The organism is Imperialibacter sp. (assembly GCF_048007035.1).
GTDB lineage: Bacteria > Bacteroidota > Bacteroidia > Cytophagales > Cyclobacteriaceae > Imperialibacter.
On record NZ_CP180355.1, the window covers coordinates 1,215,132 to 1,231,070 of the forward strand.

16 protein-coding genes are annotated in these 15,939 nt (G+C 46.5%); 6 read left to right on the top strand and 10 right to left on the bottom strand.

Annotated elements, in window-relative coordinates; genetic code table 11:
- Positions 1–377 precede the first annotated feature (377 nt).
- A complete protein-coding gene (locus tag ACMVP2_RS05520) occupies positions 378–1,772 on the top strand; it encodes a methyltransferase RsmF C-terminal domain-like protein (RefSeq protein ID WP_416866988.1) in 1,395 nt (464 codons plus the stop codon).
- Positions 1,773–2,007: 235 nt separating this feature from the next.
- On the opposite strand, the gene ACMVP2_RS05525 is transcribed toward ACMVP2_RS05520, so the two are convergent.
- The 3 genes from ACMVP2_RS05525 to ACMVP2_RS05535 form a co-directional block, all read right to left on the bottom strand.
- On the bottom strand, positions 2,008–2,640 hold the full coding sequence (locus ACMVP2_RS05525) for an SRPBCC family protein (protein ID WP_416866989.1): 633 nt from the start codon (positions 2,638–2,640) through the stop codon (positions 2,008–2,010).
- A gap of 61 nt (positions 2,641–2,701) precedes the next feature.
- The gene (locus ACMVP2_RS05530; protein ID WP_416866990.1) at positions 2,702–3,391 is read right to left on the bottom strand and encodes a helix-turn-helix transcriptional regulator; all 690 of its coding nucleotides are present in this window, start codon (positions 3,389–3,391) and stop codon (positions 2,702–2,704) included.
- A 197-nt stretch (positions 3,392–3,588) separates the two neighbouring features.
- Positions 3,589–3,711 (bottom strand): hypothetical protein, encoded by a 123-nt coding sequence (locus ACMVP2_RS05535; RefSeq protein ID WP_416868237.1) that lies wholly within the window; start codon positions 3,709–3,711, stop codon positions 3,589–3,591.
- On the opposite strand from ACMVP2_RS05535, the gene ACMVP2_RS05540 reads away from it, so the two are divergent.
- Positions 3,652–3,777, top strand: a complete 126-nt coding sequence (locus tag ACMVP2_RS05540) for a hypothetical protein (protein ID WP_416868194.1) — start codon at positions 3,652–3,654, stop codon at positions 3,775–3,777. The genes ACMVP2_RS05535 and ACMVP2_RS05540 overlap by 60 nt on opposite strands.
- A 135-nt stretch (positions 3,778–3,912) precedes the next feature.
- Here ACMVP2_RS05540 and ACMVP2_RS05545 read toward each other — a convergent pair whose 3' ends face one another.
- Complete coding sequence (locus tag ACMVP2_RS05545) at positions 3,913–5,379, bottom strand: alpha/beta hydrolase family protein (RefSeq protein ID WP_416866991.1); 1,467 nt, start codon at positions 5,377–5,379, stop codon at positions 3,913–3,915.
- A gap of 346 nt (positions 5,380–5,725) precedes the next feature.
- Here ACMVP2_RS05545 and ACMVP2_RS05550 point away from each other — a divergent pair, with 346 nt between their 5' ends.
- Positions 5,726–6,079 (top strand): hypothetical protein, encoded by a 354-nt coding sequence (locus tag ACMVP2_RS05550; RefSeq protein ID WP_416866992.1) that lies wholly within the window; start codon positions 5,726–5,728, stop codon positions 6,077–6,079.
- Between the two features lie 131 nt (positions 6,080–6,210).
- Here ACMVP2_RS05550 and ACMVP2_RS05555 read toward each other — a convergent pair whose 3' ends face one another.
- The 3 genes from ACMVP2_RS05555 to ACMVP2_RS05565 form a co-directional block, all read right to left on the bottom strand.
- Positions 6,211–7,836, bottom strand: coding sequence for a M28 family metallopeptidase (locus tag ACMVP2_RS05555; protein WP_416866993.1), 1,626 nt, complete (start codon positions 7,834–7,836; stop codon positions 6,211–6,213).
- Positions 7,837–8,016: 180 nt separating this feature from the next.
- Complete coding sequence (locus tag ACMVP2_RS05560) at positions 8,017–8,631, bottom strand: zeta toxin family protein (RefSeq protein ID WP_339787196.1); 615 nt, start codon at positions 8,629–8,631, stop codon at positions 8,017–8,019.
- Positions 8,632–9,097: 466 nt separating this feature from the next.
- Positions 9,098–9,643, bottom strand: a complete 546-nt coding sequence (locus ACMVP2_RS05565; protein WP_416866994.1) for a pyridoxamine 5'-phosphate oxidase family protein — start codon at positions 9,641–9,643, stop codon at positions 9,098–9,100.
- 309 nt (positions 9,644–9,952) lie between these two features.
- On the opposite strand from ACMVP2_RS05565, the gene ACMVP2_RS05570 reads away from it, so the two are divergent.
- Positions 9,953–10,714 (top strand): hypothetical protein, encoded by a 762-nt coding sequence (locus ACMVP2_RS05570; RefSeq protein WP_416866995.1) that lies wholly within the window; start codon positions 9,953–9,955, stop codon positions 10,712–10,714.
- A 10-nt stretch (positions 10,715–10,724) separates the two neighbouring features.
- Positions 10,725–11,528, top strand: a complete 804-nt coding sequence (locus ACMVP2_RS05575; RefSeq protein WP_416866996.1) for a hypothetical protein — start codon at positions 10,725–10,727, stop codon at positions 11,526–11,528.
- Positions 11,529–11,627: 99 nt separating this feature from the next.
- On the opposite strand, the gene ACMVP2_RS05580 is transcribed toward ACMVP2_RS05575, so the two are convergent.
- Positions 11,628–12,011, bottom strand: a complete 384-nt coding sequence (locus ACMVP2_RS05580) for a VOC family protein (protein WP_416866997.1) — start codon at positions 12,009–12,011, stop codon at positions 11,628–11,630.
- Between the two features lie 266 nt (positions 12,012–12,277).
- Positions 12,278–12,670: a DUF1801 domain-containing protein gene (locus ACMVP2_RS05585; RefSeq protein WP_416866998.1), complete on the bottom strand. Its 393-nt coding sequence runs from the start codon at positions 12,668–12,670 to the stop codon at positions 12,278–12,280.
- Between the two features lie 374 nt (positions 12,671–13,044).
- On the opposite strand from ACMVP2_RS05585, the gene ACMVP2_RS05590 reads away from it, so the two are divergent.
- The gene (locus ACMVP2_RS05590) at positions 13,045–14,169 is read left to right on the top strand and encodes a sensor histidine kinase (protein ID WP_416866999.1); all 1,125 of its coding nucleotides are present in this window, start codon (positions 13,045–13,047) and stop codon (positions 14,167–14,169) included.
- Between the two features lie 27 nt (positions 14,170–14,196).
- On the opposite strand, the gene ACMVP2_RS05595 is transcribed toward ACMVP2_RS05590, so the two are convergent.
- Complete coding sequence (locus ACMVP2_RS05595; RefSeq protein ID WP_416867000.1) at positions 14,197–15,726, bottom strand: SulP family inorganic anion transporter; 1,530 nt, start codon at positions 15,724–15,726, stop codon at positions 14,197–14,199.
- Positions 15,727–15,939 lie beyond the last annotated feature (213 nt).

The following is a 15,939-nucleotide window of genomic DNA, read 5'->3' on the forward strand; positions in this document are numbered from 1 at the left end:
ACAACCTAAAATCATGACACCAAAAAGATTTATCTATCTTTTGACCTTTTTGCCCTTAAGCCGGGCTGGCTCCTACTTTTTCTTGACAAAAAGTAGGCAAAAGTCAACGAAAAATTAACGCACAGGCCAAAAACCCGCACCTGCCGCCATTTTTCGCCCACCCGCCCTGGTGGGCACGATTCATATTAATGATCTGTCTTTAGATGAAATTAAGTGAGCTAAAGCTTTTTCATCGGCCCTTTGGTTTTTAATATTGGGTAGGAATCTTCGACTGGCATTCAATGAAATGGGGCAAGATGAATAATCTCCCTGACGACGTCAATGGAAAATAGCCTTAGACCTCCGTACATTGCTTACCACCATGCCGAGAGCCGCAAATGAAAACTAACTTCCCCGCATCATTTTCGAACAGGCTGCAAGCACAAATGGGGGCCGAGGCGTCGTTGCTGCTTGAGGCTTTGGCTACTGACTCCCCTACCTCCATTCGTATCAATACGGCGAAGTTTCAGGCTCCCGTTCAGCTGGAAAAAGTGCCGTGGTCGACCAATGGGTACTACCTGCAGGAAAGGCCCTCCTTTACCCTCGATCCGCTGATGCATGCCGGTGCCTATTATGTGCAGGAAGCCAGCTCCATGTTTTTGGAAGAGGTAGTGAAGCAGTCGGTCGACCTCTCTCAGCCCTTAAGAGTGCTCGACTTGTGCGCAGCTCCTGGTGGTAAGTCTACATTGCTGGCTTCCTTGCTCAGCAAAGAATCCCTGCTAGTCTCTAACGAGGTGATCAAGAGCCGGGCGGAGATACTGGCCGAAAACATGACCAAATGGGGTGCTCCTAATGTGGTAGTGAGCAACAACGACCCCAGGGACTTCGACAGGCTGCAAGGCTTCTTCGATCTGATAGTTGTGGATGCTCCCTGCTCCGGCGAGGGCTTGTTTCGCAAAGACCCCAATGCCATCAACGAGTGGTCGCCCGACAATGCCAACCTGTGCTCCGACAGGCAACGAAGGATTTTGATGGACGTGTGGCCGGCGCTAAAGCCCGGCGGTGTGCTGATATACAGCACCTGCACCTACAACCCCGCTGAAAACGAGCAAAACATCCAGTGGCTCTCAGAGCAAACGGAGTTGGAGCCCGTCAGCCTGTCCGTAGACGCCAGCTTGAACATAAGGGAAGTGCAAGCTGCCAACCATGTGGTGGGTTACCAGTTCATGCCTCACCTGGTAAAAGGCGAAGGCTTCTTCGTTTGTGCCGTAAGAAAGCTGGATGGTGATGAATGGCAGGCTCCGAGAAAAGATAAGTTTCCGCTGGCCTCCACCGACAAAAAGGAACAGGCAGAAGTAGCTCCCTGGCTGACTGACGAACGGGACTACTTCCAGTACTACGAAAACATTCTTGCGATGCCACAGGGTGATAACACGGCCTGGGGGGCGGTGATCAGAGAGCTGCGCATTGTGCAGGCTGGCGTGCTTGTGGCCGAGATCAAGAAAAAGAATTTGGTGCCTGCCGCTGTTTTGGCGCTATCCACCATTTTCAAAAAAGATATCTTCCCCACCTGGGAGCTTGACCTGAGGCAGGCTTTGCAATACCTGCGCAAAGAGGAATGGCCCATCGACAGAGAAAAAGACGGATGGCACCTGATGTGCTACCAGCAGTTGCCCCTTGGGTGGACCAAACGGATTGCTACCAGGTTCAACAACTACTATCCGTTGCATTGGAGAATCAGGATGGAGCTGCCTGGGGAGTTGGCTGGCTCAATTTTGGAAACAAATGCCTGAGAAATAATATTCGAACTAGTCTTAGACAAAGTGCCAGTGCCACCGGCACTCAGTATAGAAAAATTCCCTTTGGTAACTTCGAGCTCTTCAGGCTCAATTGATCATGTTGTCTGAACCTAAAAGACAAGTTCCCAATTTTGCACTACATGACTACTTTCCTGGCTTTGTAAAGCTTGAGGAATGGTGGCATACCACCTACCACCATTTCCATGACGCTTTTAACCCAGGTCTCCATTTAGCTGCCTTCAACGAAGTTTTCTAACTGAGTTCCGCCAAACTTTTTGATAAGCCGCTGCGATATGTCATCAAGAGCGCTCTTGTATCCATCTTTATTAAAGTTCAGCATCATCTCATTTTCACAATTAAAATGAAACTGCCATTTGAAAACTGTTTGCTCCTCATCAGCTTCAAGTGTCATGAGTGAAAGCGACTGCAGCATACCAAATGGATTTACTTCGGGGTCTAAAGAAGCCCATCCAGTGTTTCTTTCGTGCCATATAATTGTGGTGTGATGGATAATTTCCTCATTAACTCCATCCACTGGCTTGAAATAACAAGTGTAGGCTGTGCAGTTTCCTGCCTCATCAAATTCGGTTTCTACCTTTCTAAGTCCATCGCTGTATTGCGGCATATTGGCTGGATCACCCACGAGAGCCCATACCTCTTCCACATTGCGGTTTAGCTTTAATGTCAAACGATTTCTTAAAGGGCTGCTCACCCATTCATCTGCTGTTCGTAGATTTGCCGATACTGCTTTTTGCTCCATTTCATTCTCAAAATTTAGTTGTTGATTACTGTTGCGGTAGCAACCTGCACAAGTGATTAATAGCGCAAGAGTTGCCCCTGCCACTACCTTAATTTTGTCCATAGTGTTTGTAATTTTTCTCCAAATCTAGGAGCAAGCAGTGTCAAGGGTATGTCAGTAGGATTCAACTATTTTTTTTGTAGTGTTCACCCAAATAGTCGCCAAACGAAAAATGTCGCTCTGCGAAGGTTTCGCTGGTATCTTCCAAACTTAATATTCGGTCAATTCGGAACTCCCGTATTCCCTTTCGTAGTTGGCAAAAGGCAATCAAAAGCCAATTATTTTTCGTCAGGTAAACGGCAATGGGCTCCACCCTTCTTTCAGACATCGAATCAGAATAAAATGTGTGGTATTTTATTTTCAGAATTTGTGTGTTGACAATGGCGGACTGGATAGAAGCCAAATACTCCGTCTTTTGGTCGGGCGAGTTTGAAAAAACGAATATCCGCTCTTCTAATTTTTCTGATTTTTCCCTTGAAGAATATTTTAATAGGGCCTTAACTTTAGTGACCAAGTCGTCAATGCCTTTTTCCAGCGACTTGTCTCTATTCATTTTTATAATCTGCTGCGCCGTCATCAGCGCATTAATTTCCTGTTCCGAAAACATGACTGGAGGAATACGATAGTCCTCCATCAGGTAATAACCAGTTCCCACCTCTCCTATGACTGGGACACCTGCTTCTTCCAATGCTCTGATATCTCGGTAAACCGTTCTCTGACTAATTCCAAACTTATCAGCCAGTTCCTGAGCCGTAGTCACTCGCCTTGATTGCAAGTGAAAAAAAATATTTGTCAGCCGTGAAAGTCTTGTCATTTGTCACATTGTCGATATTTGCCCTGGCCACAAACAAGCAAAAAAAAACACAACCCAAACATGGGCTCTCCTTGATGAGATGCTACCTCTGCCCTCTTTCATAAAACTACATTTTAGAGCAGAAAAATACAATACACTGGCAGGACCCGGTGCCCAGCTACGGAAGTCAGCACTACGGGATGCGTCACCCAACCGCCTTAGCCGGGGATGGCCCCTTTGACCATGAAAAGGATGGTTGGCTCCTGATGTGCTACCAGCAGTTGCCTCTTGGGTGGACCAAACGAATAGCTACCAGGTTCAATAACTACTATCTGTTGCATTGGAGGATAAGGATGGAGCTGCCTGGGGAGTTGCCAAAGGTTGGTTTGTTGGACGCAGGTAACTAAGGAAGGTGATGATTTTGCCGAGCTGAAGGCAAGACCGTGTGTGAAGATGTGTGAAGACACACATGAAAACGGCTTTGGTAGAAAAAATGGACTGCTGGCAGCCAAAGTGCTACCAGCATCCAATAAGCCCAACAACTATTTGATTGAATCGCCTTTGTAGACAGTCATTTCCAATAAGTCATATTGCTTCCCAATTTCTTCAGGATCAGGGCCTGGTAAGTGCCTTAAATGCCTGTCGAAAAATGAGGTGGTTAGCTTGGTGACAATTTCCATTCCCTGATAAGGGTCAATGTCGCCAGTACCAGCAAGCGATTGAACGGGGATCATAAAGGGAATATCCATGAAGTTCGGATGCCCTGAGTGCAACAGCTTACTTTCGTAGAAGTAGTCCGTGCTCTTGTTGAGATAAATATGGGAGTTAACATCTTCATGTTCCGCTGGCCAATCCGCCGAAATATAGAGGAAAGGGATATGGTAAGTGCTGTCGATCGTGTTGCCCCATGAAATGCCATCCAAATTTGCCGCTGCTTTTACCCGCCTGTCCGTAGTGGCCACCACACCGGCTGCCCCACCACCTACCGAATGGCCAAAAACACCTATTTGATTCAGATTTAGTTTGCCTTTCAGTGCGCCGTCAGTGTTCCACTTTTCCAGCAGATCCATCGTGTAAATCATGTCTTCAGCCCATCGGTCATCTACTCCGGCCATGAAATAATTCTTTGCTGCTTCCCGCACAATAGGATGCCTTTCGTCATAACTCAGGCCGCTTTTAAAGGCTTCGATCAATGGCTCGACCACAGACTGAGATTCGGCGGAAATTTCGTTCTGAAAGTCATAATCAAAGTACTTTACTCTCCCGTCAGGAAAGGTAGCGCCCAGGCTTTCGTAAGTATGATTCATATTGACGATCACATAGCCCTGGCTGGCCAACTCGGTCAACAAGGCATAGTATCCCGTTGCTTTTGACCCATAACCATGAGAAAAAATCAACACAGGGAAGGGCCCATCGGCTACCGGAATATCCGGATAGACGTAGGTTTTTACCCGATCAAGATAACTGAGGGCTGACGGTGGCATGCCGTACTTAACAGAGAAGCCAGCCCTGCTTCCTTCATCTACATACTTCTCGCCTTTCAGCGATGAGACTTCCACATCGCCTGGATACCAAATTTTATACATCAGCTCTCTCCTATCAGTCGCATCCTTGGTGATGATCTCATCACGCTCTGTTTGCACGTAGACCAATTCAGTACCCACGCTGTAGGGGCCCCGTGGTTCCGGCAAGGAGAAAACAGGCAGGAGCTTTGGAAGTGCCCAACCGGGTATCAGCAAAGTAATCAATCCCAGATATCCGACTACCCGAACAAAGGACTCACGGGGAGACTCAGTAGCATCAACAGCTTTTACCCTCCACCCTACAATAAGCGTAAGCAGGTAGGCGGGAAGCATCTGCCAGCGCCAACCTTCTACTATCAGGTGCAAGGCCAACAACACCCCGAGGAATACTAAAACATAGTTGGCCCGAACGTGTCGGACAATGGGTCGCTTGGCAAACGGTAAAATAGAAATGACCAGCAAAAGGATAATCTCGAATGTTCTCATGCACCAGTTAAGTTTTGTAGGACAAAAATGTTTTTAGCAAAACTAGGCCGAGGGTGATTTAGATGCGATGTTAAATCCATGCGTAAACTCGTTATCCGCCGATTAATCCCAACATCTATGTCAGCTGTTATCCAAAAATAGGATTTTGCTGGCCCAGTAAGAAGAAGGTTGGCGCCTGATGTGCACCAGCAGCTGCCCCCTGGATGAACCAAACCGATTGCTACCCGTTTTAACAACTATTTTCCGCTACTTTTGAGGATAAGTATTGAGCTGCCGGAAGATTTAACTCACTCACTTTTGAACCACCATGCTTAAAAAAATTAATTTCAAACTTGCCGTCCACGCAATGATAGCCCTGCTGTCGCTTGTATTGGTGTATCACCTCACCATCATCACCGGCCTTATTCCTTATGAAGCCACCTGGGGTGGGCGACTTCAAAACAGGGAACAAATGCTGAGGTTCGAAACTGTCAGTATTGTCGTTAACCTGTTTATTCTTACCGTCATCCTGATGAAGGGAGGGTATTTGAAGCTAAAACTGCCAACTATGGTGTTAAAGGTATTTCTTTGGGCCTTTGCTGTGCTTTTCGCTTTCAACACCGCAGGCAACCTGGCCTCCACCAGCATGCTTGAACTTATCATTTTCACCCCGCTGACAGCGGTTTCGGCAGTCTTTTGTGCGAGGATGGCGGTGGAGTAGTGGGTGGGTAGAACCCAATTGTGCCTTAGACAAGCAAAGTGGCAGTTTGTCACGGCCACCTGCGAAGCAATGAACTCACCTTGTTAGAAAATTTTCCCTGGCGTGAAGGCACGCCCGGGAACATAATTAAATCAATAGTCCCTCTTTCTTGCTGCCTTGAACTCGCTCCCATCGTACCATTTGGGGAAGTAGTCTTCGTTCGACAGCTTCAGACCCACCTCAAACATCAGCTGCGCATCAAACTGCACACCGGTCAAATTGGTCGTGGCAGGGTCGTATTCATCGGAAGGCTGGTGGTATCTGTAAGTTTCATAGTGATCCGCCATTTCTTTGATCTGCTCCACGCTGTAGTCGAAGCCTTCGTACGTGCCGGAGGCATACAAAGCAGGAATGCCTATTTTGGCGAAGTTGAAATGGTCGGAGCGGAAGAAGTAGCCTTTTTCCTTGTTGGGGTCGGGGATCACATAACGCCCTTGCTTTTTTGATGCAGCTGCGGCGTACTCATCCATTTCGGAGTGCCCGAAACCGGTAATGGTCAGGTCTTTCATACGCCCGGGACTGGACAACGCATCCATATTGATATTGGCGACCGTCTTTTCAGGGTCGTAAATGGGATGCTCTGAATAATACGCCGATCCCAGCAAACCCTGCTCTTCGCCAGTTACGGCTATAAACACAATAGATCGCTTGGCCGGTGCTTCTTTTTTGAAGGCTTCAGCAATGGCCAGCAAACAGGCAGTGCCCGACGCATTGTCGACGGCGCCATTGTAAATGGAGTCACCATCGATGGGGCGGCCCACACCAAAATGATCCCAATGGCCGGAGTAAATAATGTACTCGTCCTTTCTTTCAGTGCCGGGCAGCAAAGCCACCACGTTTTTGGACACGTCTCTTTTGATGCTGCTGGTAACTTTTACAGACGCTGTGAAGCCGAGCGGCACGGGCTTGAAATCCTTCGACCGGGCCAGCTGGTTGTAGTCTTTGTTCTCCAAAGTGGTGGCGGTAAACAATTCGTCCGCTGCCTGGGTAGAAATCCACCCCTGCACATCGGCCACGGGCCGGTCGCTCTCCAGGTTAAGCTGTGGGCCCGTCCAGCCCGATTGGATCACATTCCAGCCGTACGACGCCTTCTCCGTTTCGTGGATAATGATAACACCTGCCGCTCCCTGTCGGCCTGCTTCCTCATATTTGTAAGTCCAGCGACCGTAGTAGGTCATTTCATCGCCTTTGAACAAGGTAGAATCGCCCGATTTGAAGCCCGGGTCGTTGACCAGCACCACGGCGGTTTTTCCGGCCCAGTCGATGCCCTCGTAGTCGTTCCAGCCATACTCCGGTGCCACGATGCCGTAGCCGGCAAACACCAGCTCAGAATTTTTAAGACTTACCTCAGGGGTAGGCTTGAGGGTGAGGGCGACAAAGTCTTTCATAAAGCCCAGCTCCATCGTTTTACCTTTACCGCTAATGATCATCTTTTCTGAAGGCGTACCAGTGATTTCTACCATGGGCACCTCCTGAAAATAGCTATCGCCATTGCCTGGCTGTAGCCCGAGCTTTGCAAACTCGTCCTTTAGGTAATTGACTGTTTTGGTTTCTCCTTCGGTAAAAGGCATCCTTCCCAAAAATTCATCGGAGGCCAGCTGACCGATATGCTGACCGATGGTGGCCTCTTCGACTGTGGCGGGGGCAGATTCTCGTTTTGTTTCTGGGTTACAAGCTGCCAGCACCACTAGCAGGAACAGGGGAGCATATTTTTTCATTGGGATGGGTTTCATGAGTGGTTTTAAGGTTTTCTAGCAAAAACACAGAACGATGGAGATTTTTTTTCCATTATAAAAGTAGAGGCTTAAGGTGAGGTTCTCTGACTTGAATATAGGTTTAAAGGGCAAGGGGAGCAAATTCGAAGGGAAACTTGCTTATCAATAGCTTCGATAAACTGGTCAATGCCAGTTCTCGCTAGCCATTTTAGCGATAGTAGGAATAAGTAATTTCAAGAATTCAGGAAATTCAGAAAAATAAATCAACTGACCTTCCCTGGCAGACAGAATGTGATGTGGTTCTTCTTTATAGAAACTGGAATCAAAAAGGTGGACAAAATCGAATTGAGCGAACAACCGGTCGAGATTCTCAAAACCCAACTTATAACGCTCCTCAATTTCGTTGTCAGGCACAAAGTGACCGCCATTCTCCACTCTAATACGTACTCTCTCCTTCGCTTTTTCGACAGAGTCCAGGCAAAAAAAGAATAAATTTAACTCAAATCCCGCTGCACGGAACATCTCCGGCCAGTGCATTGGCGTTGAGTTAAAGTTTGTTTCATAACAAAAATCCCGCTGTAGCTTAATAGAGTTTGTCACCGAATCTTTTAGTAATTGCCTGGTTTTGTTGTGTGCAATCTCAGCCCGAAGTTCTGAATCATACATTGCGTTATAAACCTTTAGAAACTCCTTGTCGTAGTCAAATGATTCAACTCCTATTGGTATAACTGCCTTGGCATAGGAAGACTTCCCAGATCCATTGCAACCGCCAATAACAAACAGCCTGGCCTTAGACATTAATTAAATTGGGGGGAAGGAGTAGGCTTTTTTGTCAACTTTCCGGAAGAAAGCTTTTCCTCATATACTTTGATTTCCTTTTTGATTCGAGGCATTTCCCTCTTGAACTTTTTCTGAAGCTCTTTCAAGAATTCTTCTATCGTGTTATGATCTCCCACACACAAATTTATAAAATTTCAAACTAAGCGACAATGCTGTAGTGGTTTACCCAAAGCATTTAGCAAACATTATCGTCCACACAACCCTTGCGATTTGAAAATCAATCGTGGTGTCTTGAACCACTTCTTGTAGGAGATGATCAATCCAAACGGATGTATATTCATTGCCGAGCTATGCATTTGCTAACCTTAGTGTGTCGGGGGCTACTTGTAGTTTTTCTTATTCGGATCAGAGATACTACTGCGCCTTCGGGGTTTCTCCGAACAGATTAAAAATCCCGAAGAGCGACCGTATCAACTATGCGATGCTACTCTCTAAGTATTCCCGTTTCAAACCCATCAATGCTCTCAGTATTTCTATTCTTCCAGTAGTCTTCAATACCATCGGTTCCTTGTTTTGCCGACCAGTCGTTCAACATGGTTCGCTCTTCCTTGAATTCCATGTATGGTACAGCAAACCCACAGGACGTTTGCACCAAATCGACATGCATTTCAATGATTTGCCTGGAGCCGGCATTTTCAGGAAACTGGCCAATATATTCCTGGAATTTGCTGTCTCGCTTATGATAGATTTTAGCAGCTCCATAAAGCCTGAGAATCAAAGGCTTCCCTTCAAAGGCACAGAACATTACCGTCATTCTATCATTCTTTAATAAATGAGCAGCTGTTTCGTTTCCGCTTCCTGTTAAGTTGAGCCAGATAATTTTGTTCCCCTCCAGCACCCGAAAGGCGTCGGTACCCTTGGGGGATATGTTCACCCGGCCTTCCCTGGCCGCAGTCCCCACAAAAAATATTTTTTGATCCTCAATGAATGCTTTCAATTCAGGCGTGATAGCATCTAATCTTTTTCCCATTCGTTTCTAGTTATTGCCGCAAGCGCATGCTCCCTTCTATCTGGTGATGAAGGTATCGATTTCTGGGAAATTACAGGGTTAAAAGTGTGGCAGTTTGGGTGTTTGGAACAGGAAAGACAGGCGGTTCCTGGATATTTCGGGGGAACGACGAGAGAAAAATCTCTTGCCGGTGTTTACCCCAAGCACCGGGTCGGATAAATAAAATTGAGACCTTCCTTTATTGAATTGCCCCTTTCTAGATACTTTTAGGAAATTTACCACCGAATGATCCGGAGTTGGCACCAATATCCATGTGCATTTTTGGCTGTGATGGCACTTTCGACACTGGGAGTTGCGCAATCGCTGGATAGCGCCAAAAGTCTGATCAGGCTTTCCGGGAATTTCAGTTTTTCGCATCTCGATAGGTCTGAGCAACTCGCAATCGACGAACATGCTTTCACCTACTATGGCATTAATAACACAAGCTATTCGCTTTCGCTAGCATTTACCACCAGGCTGAAAGGAAGCTTCTGGCTGGGAGCAGGTATTTCCTATAGAACTTTCAATAACGTCTACAATCCGTCTAAAGATGTTCCTGAGGTTTCCTGCCGGGGCTATTGCACGATATCGAGCTACACCTACAGCAAGACACGGGACTGGGCCCTGAGCCCGGAAATTACTGCTCTCTACAGCTTGAGGATCCATAAGAACATTTCATTCATTGGGAGTATGTTTTCGAGGTATGAGTTTGGGGATGTTGCATCGTTTTCGGAACGAAGATGGCAGAAATTCGCTGACGGCTATACACCACCGGACCTCGGCACGATCCACGACAATGGAATACCATATGGCGAGGTCACAGGCGGTTCCTTTGACTACCCTAGGGAATACCAAAAAGTAATCGTCGGGATCAGCCCTGGGCTCAGATTCAATTTTGCGAAGAAACTAGGGGTAGACCTTGGCCTTGGGGGCATTCAGTACGGAAGAAAAATCAAAGACGCCAGAACCAGTGATATAACTAACAAATCGCAGGAATGGCAGATCAGTTTTGACCCCAGAAGGTGGTGTATTGGCGTTTGGTATGCTTTTTAACAATCAGCACATGGCAAAAGAAAACAACCTACAAGAATCCCCTCACCTACGACCATCGACACCCGCACAAACAAGATTGACCCTGCTATTTCTTTTGTTCGTACTGCTAACTGGCGCAAAGGCTTTTGCCCAAGCCGATGTTTCCTACGTGATAAAAGCAGCCGGCTCTTTCCACTCCTCTCACAAAGATTTTTTTGACTTGAACCCGTACTACCCTGTTTCTACTGGTTCGCAAGTGGGGAAAATAACGATATCAAGCACTTACGGCATAAGTTTTGCCAAAAGAATGAATGATCGCTTTTTAGGTGGCATTGCATTTTCACAAGCAGTCAACTCCGAGGAAATAAACCCTGAAAAAGATATTCCTTCCTATGGAAAGAATGACTTTTACCTCAATTTATATGCTAACGATAAGCAAGTTGTCGGCAGCGCTTCCCCCGCCCTATTCTTACAATACAACTACCAAATCGTGGAGCGACTCTATGCAATAATTGAGCTGCATGCTGGCTATATCTGGGTCACTGACAAGCAGTCATCTGCCCAGTATCTCTTTAATCAATCGACTGGCGGCAATTATGAGCTGAGTAGATCAAATGAGAGAAAGCAAACCCGTGAATACATGAAAACGGCACTGGTACCATCACTAAGGTACAACTTCCATAGGAACATGGGAGTGGATGTGAGCCTGGGGCTCTTTCAATTCAGGAAAAAAGTCAAAGAATCAATCATCAACCATGCCGAACGGCGGGCTAGTTCTTTTGACGCAAGCATCAGCCCTGACGTGTGGCAGTTTGGGTTTTGGATCGGGTTCTAGGGCAACGAAGGCCATAACCTATTGATGAAATCCAGCTTAATTGCAGAGTGAAAAAATTCCCTACATCTGGTACTATCTTAAGTAGGATCAAGGTCATAATCAGAGGTTACCTTGCCGATGCTGGTCAATCAAAATCACATTGCCATCGGGATCGGTGACCATCATGCTGGCCGGGCCGGACGTTTTGGGGTCGATTTCGGTGCCTGTTTCAATACCTTCTCCTTTTAGGTGTTGCTGAATTGCCCTGATGTCGTCAAAGTTATCAATGTCCTTTCCATTTTCGTCCCAACCTGGGTTAAATGTCATAATATTGCCTTCAAACATGCCCTGAAACAGCCCGATCAGTGCATTCTCATTTTTCATGATGAGGTAGTTTTTATCCATACCGCCTCCCAAAACGGTAAATCCGAGTTTTTCATAAAACTGTTTTGAAGTTTTTAGGTCCTTGACACTAAGACTAACTGAGAATGCACCTAGTTTCATGTGTATAAAATTTGTTTTTCAGCGGCCACATGGAATAGCCAATAGCATTTCGGAAGTGATAGTCGACTGTTCTCCGACTTTATTCATTTCCGCTAGGTATGGCTCTCCTTATGGCTATTTCATGTGTATATAATTTATTTCTCAGCGGCCACATGGAATAGCTGCTACCAATGAGAATGAATATTTAGCTTTTCGATCCACTTATTCATTTCCGTTGGGTATGGTATTCCCTATGGCTATTTCATATTATTAAAAATTTCAAGTTATCACTTCAACTGCTCCAGCTTGCCTTTTCGCTTGACTATGTTTTTATAGTCCCATTGAATATTTCTCGACTTTCCGAGCCATCTATGCAATTTAGTTACATCGATTTCTTCAACAGCTTCGTAAAAAATAGATGCGTCTTTGAACTTCGCTCCTCTTACAGCTAAATCCTCTTCTTCAAAATCAGCCCCACTCCAAAACATCAGCCGCATCCCCTTCTTTTGCTTGCTGTACCCCACAATCGGATTGCCTTCCAAAAACCAAACAGGATGGGCATGCCAGATTTTGCTTTCGGCCTCAGTCAAAACGCTGTCGATTGTGGTGGCAAGCAAGTCGCAGATTTCGTTGTCAACTGCCACTTGGCTTTCGTTATACGATTTTATCCCTGCATTCATACTTTCAAAAAAAATTCAATCAGGCGAGCATTCGCCTCCTTCCTGGAAGCACAACAAACACCACAAGGGGTTTTTTGAACCCCAGCTCTACATAAACATATCTCTTAACAACAGCAATTCCAAGATCTAAGATCAAGGTTGGGGCAGCAGCTACCTAAGGTGACGATCAGCAAAAACAAACGAACAGCAGTGTAACAACAGTCACATACTTCCTTCTCTCCCCTGCCGACATTTAGGTAAAACATACCTGACATGGCAAAGGTCGTTGTACTCGGTGCCGGCACCTGTGACCATACCGTTACTGCTCTCTCATTGTCAGCGACACAAAAACATGCCAGCTCAACCTCAAATCGCTTGGCAATAGCCAATGAAAATTGTTATACTCACAAAATTTTTGGCAGATAAGGATACAGCAGGTGAGCGAAGGAAACAATATAGAAGAAGCGTTTAGGCTAGATCCCTTTTTTGAACTATCTCCTTATTTGCTGTGCATTGCCGGATACGACGGCTACTTCAGAAGAATAAACCCTGCTGTGTGCAAGCTACTAGGCTACAGCCAGGAAGAACTACTGGCAAGGCCCATCAGTGATTTTATCTATCATGAAGACAGGCATCAAACAAAAGTCCACCGGGATGGGCTTTTAAAGAATGTTCCGCTGCTGGATTTCGAGAATCGATATGTAACCAAAGGTGGGGAAGTGGTTTGGCTTTCGTGGAATTCGATGCCCTACGATTCGAAGCAACTCGTTTATGCCATTGCAAAAAACATTACCCACAAAAAAAGAATAGAAGAAGGAAGAGAGGCATTGCTGGCAGACCTTGCTGAAGCAAACAAAGACCTGAAGCAACTCAATTACACCACCTCACATGACTTAAGGTCTCCGGTCAACAACCTCCTCACGATAGTTGATCTGTTGGAGAACTCAAATATTCAGAGCAAAGTCGCACTTGAGCTAATTCCTATCCTTAAGTCTGCTACAGAGAACCTCAATCAAACACTCAACGACTACCTGAACATTATCAGCCAAAAAGAGAGCCAGGTTGCTCCGATTGAAGAACTCGACCTGAAGGAAGTGTTGGGTACTGTCGTCAACTCTATCAATTCTTTAGCGAAAAACGCCAACGCTCAATTTGAAATTGACTTTTCGGAAGCAACCCACATCAGATTTAACAGGGCCTACCTGGAAAGCATCTTTCTCAATCTTATTACCAATTCGATCAAGTACCGGAGGCTCGACGTGGTGCCGGTGATCTCCATTTCGAGTACCAGATTGGACAATGCTATCCAACTAGTATTCTCAGACAATGGGCTTGGTTTTGACATGAGCAAAGTAAAAGGGAAGATATTCGGGCTTCACCAGCGCTTTCACAACCACAGCGACAGCAAGGGCATCGGCCTCTACCTGGTGCATAACCACGTAACAAGTCTCGGTGGAAACATCGAAGTGGAGAGTGAAGTCAATAAGGGGACGAAATTTACCATTTCATTCGACGAGTGAAATGGTAAAAATCACCTCGCCTCCATCTTAGATCGTATCCACAGCCACTTTGTAGGTCGGATCTTCCATCACATTCACATCGATCAGCTGGTCGGCATTCTGCAGCAGTTGTTTGCAGTCGGGGCTCAGGTGCTTCAAGTGCAGTTTTTTGCCCACCTTCTGGTAGCGCTCCGTAATTTTGTTGAGGGCTTCTATGGCCGACATGTCCACCACCCGGCTCTCAGCAAAGTCGATAATGACCTCGTCGGGGTCGTTGGCCACATCAAATTTTTCATTGAAAGCAGCCACCGAACCAAAGAACAAGGGGCCGTATATTTCGTAGTGCTTGACGCCATTAGCGTCGATACTCTTTCTGGCTCTGATTCGCTTGGCGTTGTCCCAGGCAAAAACAAGGGCAGCAATGACTACACCCACCAGCACCGCCAGGGCAAGGTTGTGCAGAAAAACAGTCACGAGCGTTACCATTACCATCACAAAAATGTCGGATTTGGGCATTTTGTTGAAAGTCCTGAGGCTGGCCCACTCAAAGGTGCCAATGGCTACCATAATCATCAGGCCGGTGAGTGCCGCCATAGGCAATCTCTCAACGAGCCCGGCGCCAAACATGATAAACACCAACAACATCACAGCCGCCACAATGCCCGACAAGCGGGCCCTGGCACCGGAAGAAACGTTGATAAGGCTCTGACCAATCATAGCGCAACCGCCCATACCGGAAAACAAACCGGAAAGGATATTGGCTGTGCCCTGAGCTACAGCTTCCTTGTTGCCTCTGCCTCTCGTTTCAGTTATTTCATCAACAATATTGAGCGTTAGCAGGCTTTCTATCAGCCCCACCCCTGCAACTACAGCAGCATATGGAAAAATGATGGTTAGTGTTTCGAAGGTAAAAGGAACTGAGGGCAAGTGAAACGGAGGAAAGCCTCCTTGTATGGAAGCTATGTCACCCACTGTTTTGGTGTCAATACCGAAGATGGCCACGATACCAAAGACCACGAGAATAGCTGTCAGTGCTGCAGGAATAGCCTTCGTCAGTTTGGGCAAGCCCCAAATGATCAGCATGGTTAACAGCACGAACCCAAGCAGGGTGTACAAAGATGGGCCAGTAAGCCAATGGCCCGAGGCGTCTTTGAACTGATCAAGCTGCGACATGAAAATGATGATGGCCAGGCCGTTCACAAAACCAAAGATAACCGGGTGAGGTACCAGGCGCATGAACTTGCCGAGACGGAGCGTGCCAGCGGCCAGCTGAATAATGCCAGCCAGGATCACTGTGGCAAAAACATATTCTACTCCGTGAGACACTACCAGCGAAACAATCACTACGGCTACTGCTCCTGTGGCACCAGAAATCATGCCCGGCCTTCCACCGAAAATGGACGTAATCAGGCCCATGACAAATGCTGCGTAAAGTCCTGTGAGGGGAGACAATCCTGCAATCAAAGCAAATGCAACTGCCTCCGGCACCAACGCCATGGCCACTGTGAGCCCAGATAAAACTTCGGTTTTATAGTTGACCTTTTGCGAAAGGTCGAATAGGTTAAAATACTTCTTCATTAAAGTTTGGTAAATGGCTTTCACTCGGGGAATAGTGGCCCCTGGAGGAAATCAATATATTGTATTCGGAATTTATGGCTGGGCGTTAAGCAGGTAGTCGGATGCCCTCATTCATTTTCGGACTGCAAAGGTAGGGATAATCCGTTTCAAACGAATCATTACCCAAGAAAATAGCCTGTTTTTCATTGTTCGCTTGCCATTTGTCTACAACCT

Coding starts and splice junctions, on each gene's coding strand:
- ACMVP2_RS05525 (WP_416866989.1), bottom strand. CDS start 2,640: ATGGACAAAATTAAGGTAGTGGCAGGGGCAACTCTTGCGCTATTAATC.
- ACMVP2_RS05570 (WP_416866995.1), top strand. CDS start 9,953: ATGGCACTTTCGACACTGGGAGTTGCGCAATCGCTGGATAGCGCCAAA.
- ACMVP2_RS05555 (WP_416866993.1), bottom strand. CDS start 7,836: ATGAAAAAATATGCTCCCCTGTTCCTGCTAGTGGTGCTGGCAGCTTGT.
- ACMVP2_RS05585 (WP_416866998.1), bottom strand. CDS start 12,670: ATGAATGCAGGGATAAAATCGTATAACGAAAGCCAAGTGGCAGTTGAC.
- ACMVP2_RS05550 (WP_416866992.1), top strand. CDS start 5,726: ATGATAGCCCTGCTGTCGCTTGTATTGGTGTATCACCTCACCATCATC.
- ACMVP2_RS05520 (WP_416866988.1), top strand. CDS start 378: ATGAAAACTAACTTCCCCGCATCATTTTCGAACAGGCTGCAAGCACAA.
- ACMVP2_RS05575 (WP_416866996.1), top strand. CDS start 10,725: ATGGCAAAAGAAAACAACCTACAAGAATCCCCTCACCTACGACCATCG.
- ACMVP2_RS05560 (WP_339787196.1), bottom strand. CDS start 8,631: ATGTCTAAGGCCAGGCTGTTTGTTATTGGCGGTTGCAATGGATCTGGG.
- ACMVP2_RS05580 (WP_416866997.1), bottom strand. CDS start 12,011: ATGAAACTAGGTGCATTCTCAGTTAGTCTTAGTGTCAAGGACCTAAAA.
- ACMVP2_RS05595 (WP_416867000.1), bottom strand. CDS start 15,726: ATGAAGAAGTATTTTAACCTATTCGACCTTTCGCAAAAGGTCAACTAT.
- ACMVP2_RS05545 (WP_416866991.1), bottom strand. CDS start 5,379: ATGAGAACATTCGAGATTATCCTTTTGCTGGTCATTTCTATTTTACCG.
- ACMVP2_RS05535 (WP_416868237.1), bottom strand. CDS start 3,711: ATGCAACAGATAGTAGTTATTGAACCTGGTAGCTATTCGTTTGGTCCA.
- ACMVP2_RS05565 (WP_416866994.1), bottom strand. CDS start 9,643: ATGGGAAAAAGATTAGATGCTATCACGCCTGAATTGAAAGCATTCATT.
- ACMVP2_RS05530 (WP_416866990.1), bottom strand. CDS start 3,391: ATGACAAGACTTTCACGGCTGACAAATATTTTTTTTCACTTGCAATCA.